The organism is Nonomuraea zeae (assembly GCF_005889725.1).
GTDB lineage: Bacteria > Actinomycetota > Actinomycetes > Streptosporangiales > Streptosporangiaceae > Nonomuraea > Nonomuraea zeae.
Window position 1 is genome coordinate 1 of record NZ_VCKX01000544.1, and the last position, 3,741, is coordinate 3,741.

General features: G+C 67.5%; 3 protein-coding genes. All 3 read right to left on the reverse strand.

Features of this window, described 5'->3' with window-relative positions; genetic code table 11:
- Positions 1-774: 774 nt before the first annotated feature.
- The gene (locus ETD85_RS60805; RefSeq protein ID WP_138698856.1) at positions 775-1,473 is read right to left on the reverse strand and encodes a response regulator; all 699 of its coding nucleotides are present in this window, start codon (positions 1,471-1,473) and stop codon (positions 775-777) included.
- Positions 1,474-1,645: 172 nt separating this feature from the next.
- Positions 1,646-2,311, reverse strand: a complete 666-nt coding sequence (hpf, locus tag ETD85_RS60810) for a ribosome hibernation-promoting factor, HPF/YfiA family (protein ID WP_138698857.1) — start codon at positions 2,309-2,311, stop codon at positions 1,646-1,648.
- Between the two features lie 606 nt (positions 2,312-2,917).
- The coding region (locus ETD85_RS60815; protein ID WP_206059620.1) for a ComF family protein at positions 2,918-3,741 on the reverse strand (824 nt) is incomplete at its 5' end.

The following is a 3,741-nucleotide window of genomic DNA, read 5'->3' on the forward strand; positions in this document are numbered from 1 at the left end:
AGATGTGTATAAGAGCCAGTTCCTCGGGCGTCCCCGCCCCAACGCCCCGAACAAATCGCCCACCGGACGCCCTGACCGTTCACCGGGCGTCCCCGTCCTAACGCCCCGGACAAATCACCCACCAGACGCCCCGACCATCCCTCATCCGTCCCGACCTGGCGCCCCGAGACACATCCTCGACCGGATGCCCCGATCGACCAATGGATGCCTTGAGCGCCCCTCGGCCAGACGCCCTGCGCGCGCCCAAGCGGACAACCGTGCGTTCCCCTGCCGGACGCCTCGACCCGCCCTGTGCCCGACGCCCTGCCCTGCCCTGCGGATTACCAGCCCAACGCCGACACGGCGCGCGCCACGCCCGTCGTGGCAGGCGGATACGACCTGACCCAGTCCCGCTTGAAGCATGCGTCAACCCGGAAAGCCCTGAGCACCCGTCGGACGCGCCCTGGCCATCCCTGACGGCGGACTGTTGGCCGCCCACCAGGCTCCCCGGCTGGCGCCTTCTCGGGAACATCCTGGCCGCCCATCGAACGGCCTTGGCCCGCGCTCTACCGAGATCAGCCTGACCGCCCACCAGACGTCCTGGCCGCCCTTCACCGGGAACGCCATGACTGGCCATCCGACTTGGCTGCCCCGGGCGGGTGGACCGCACCTGCACTCGTGAGCGGGCGGACGCGCCGCGAACCCTAGGGCACGCCCCCGGAGCGCGGCAAAGGCGCGAACCCAGAGCTCAGCGCCCCCACATCCCGCCGCCGGTGCCAGCCTGCGTAGCCGTGGCTACGTGATCTCCAGCATGCGCTCCCGCACCGCGTAAACGACAGCCTCCATCCGCGAATGGAGCTGCAGCTTGTCGAGGATGTTGCGGACGTGGTTCTTCACGGTGTTCTCCGAGATGAACAACTGCTTGGCGATCTCGCGGTTGTTCATGCCCTTGGCCACCAGCCGCAGGACCTCCATCTCGCGCTCCGTCAGCCGCGGCACCGGAAGCTGGGGCGGGCGCTCGGCCTCCTTGCGGCTCATGGTCTGGAACTCGTTGATGAGCTTGGCGGCCATCGCCGGGTTGATTAAGGACTGCCCCTCGTGGACGCCCCGCACCGCCGCGGGGACGTCGTTGATCTGGACATCCTTGAGCAGGTAGCCGGTGGCTCCCGCCTTGATGGCCTCGAAGAGATCTTCTTCCTCGTCGCTGACCGTCAGCATGATGATGCGGGTGCTCGGGACGGAGGCCTTGATGCCCTTGGTCGCCTCGATCCCGTCCTGCCGGGGCATGCGAACGTCCATGAGCGCGACGTCGGGCATGAGGCGATCGGCCAGTTCGACCGCCTCCTGCCCGTCGCTCGCCTCACCGACCACCTCGATGTCGGGCTCAGCAGCCAACGCCAGCGCCAGGCTCCGCCTGATCAGCTCGTGATCGTCAACGATCAGCACGCGGATCGGCTCGCTCTCTGGCGGGCGCACCTCGCCAGACTCGGTCACAAGGCCTCCTTGATCCGCCTCGCGACTGCCGTACCCTCGCTTCGCTCGCTCATCTGAACCTGACTGAGCTCGCTCACGTCTCCTCCTCGTCGGGGGGCCAGAGCCGTTGAACCGCCATGATGGCACGTGTGCCGCGGTTCTCGGGTGGTCGAGAAGATCTTTTAGCGGGCGATCAGGGCTCTACGAGCCGCAACACGCCGTAGTTATATCCGCGCCGGTTGTAAACGACACACGGCTGGCCGCTCTCCTTGTCACGGAACAGGTAGAAATCGTGTCCTACCAGCTCCATCTCCAGTAGGGCCTGATCGATGGTCATGGGTTCCGCTCTGTGGAATTTCTCCCGCACGATGAGCGGCCCGTCGCCGTCCATCTCGATCGGAACGATGTCGTCGTAGAGTTTGTCGCTTCGTACGAGCTCGTCCTCGTCCGGCTCGGCCGGCTTGGGGACGGAAGGAGCCTTCCGCTCAGCCAGGTCGGCGGCGTCGGGGAGCGTCGCGGTGATCTCCGCCACGGAGGGCGGGCAGTGGTTGCCGTGATGGACTTTGCGCCGGTCGGACAGTCGCCTGAGGCGGCCTTCCAGCTTGTCGAGGGCCATGTCGAGGGCTACGAATCGGTCGTCGGCCGAGGCTTCGGCGCGGATGGCCGGTCCTCGAGAGTGAATGGTGAGCTCCACGCGCTCCCGCTGTCCGGCGAGACGCGGATTGCGTTCCTTCGACACCTCCACATCGACTCGGATGAGTTTGTTGTCCAGACGTTCGATCCTGGCCAGCTTGGTCGTCACTTGGTCACGGAACCGATCACTCACTCCTGTGTGCCGGCCCTTGACGATGATGTCCATGCAACAGCCCCCCTTCGTCTAACGACTGAGCAAGAGCGCCCGGCAACGTGCCTGCCGGACGGGGTCTTCTGTCTGCCTTCCTGTCACCGTTCCCCTCTTCCGACTCGGTATCACCGGGAACTCGAACGGCACCCGCCCGGCCGACCTGGTCTTCGACCCCACATTCGCCTGCTGAGGGTCTCGCAGCTCTGTTGCCACTACTGCCCTTCTCTTCTGGCGAGGGACATCTGGCCCCTCGGGAAGGCAGGACTTACCCCTAAGCCGCACCGTGATCGGTCGACAAAGAGTCGCCTTACGTGGACCGTTTTGCCTGCGGCTGGCATCGGCTAGCAGAGCCGGGTACTCCGGCTCTGCGCAACCACGGACCCGAACGGGTGCCATGTCAGAACGCTATCCGTATCCAGGGCGAATGTCAGCTGAGGCATGCGCCAAAGGATCACTTACCGTGATTTCCGCAGGGCCCATAAGGCCATTCGGGCACCCCTTATAACCGGTCGGCAGCCCTTATGCGTACGGGGCTCCCGTCCGCTGAGCTGCCCCGCCACCACCCCGAAGGAAGTGACATGTGACCTCCTGGTTAGGGTTGCGAATTGGATCTTTCTTTACTCACCGTGACTGTAATGGTTTGCAAGATCTTCGGCGTGTCGCGGCGACGGTGACCGCCAGAGGTGTCAGCATGCCTGCCGAACTCAGGGCCCTGGCCGCCTCCACCAGCGTGGCGCCGGTCGTGACGATGTCGTCCAGGAGCAGCGCACAGGCCGCTGGAGGCCTTTTCGCGGCTCCGGAGACCTGGAGTGACCCGGCGAGGTTGGCGGCTCTCTCAGCAGAGCTCAGGCCCGCCTGGTCGGCCACCCGCCGCGCCTGGGTCAGGGCCGGCCACAGCTCGGCCGGCAGCCCGTACGACCGCAGGTGCCGCACCACCAACGCCGCCAGCCGTCCCACCGGGTCGTGGCCCCTGACCCGCCGGCTCCGCCGCCCGCTCGGCACCGGCACCACAGCGAACGGGACTGTGGAGAACGGCGCTGTGGAGAACGGCGCTGCGTGGAACGGCGCTGGGGGGAACGGCGCTGTGGAGAACGGGCCGACGGCGGACGGTGCCGGCGCGAACGGCCCGCTCGCCGCTCCCCTCAGCGCCCCCGCGCCGATCGCCGTCAGCGCGGTGTACGCCAGGACCTGCGCCAGCACCCCGGCGAGCGCCACCGCGCCCCGCTCCTTGTACGCCACGATCGCCTGGCGGACCGCGCCCTCGTAGCGGGCCGCCGACCAGCAGTCGGGCAATCCGGCCGGGGCCGGCTCGGGCAGCCGCCGTCCCGGAGCGGCGGTCAGCTCGGCGAGGCAACCCCCGCAGCACCGCGCCCCCGCGGCACCGCAGCCGGCGCACACCGAGGGGAGCACGAGATCGAGTACGGCGTTCAGCACGCGATCAGGAT

What these genes read in the sequence shown, in the direction of transcription:
- hpf (WP_138698857.1), bottom strand. Translation starts at nt 2,311, where the DNA reads ATGGACATCATCGTCAAGGGCCGGCACACAGGAGTGAGTGATCGGTTC.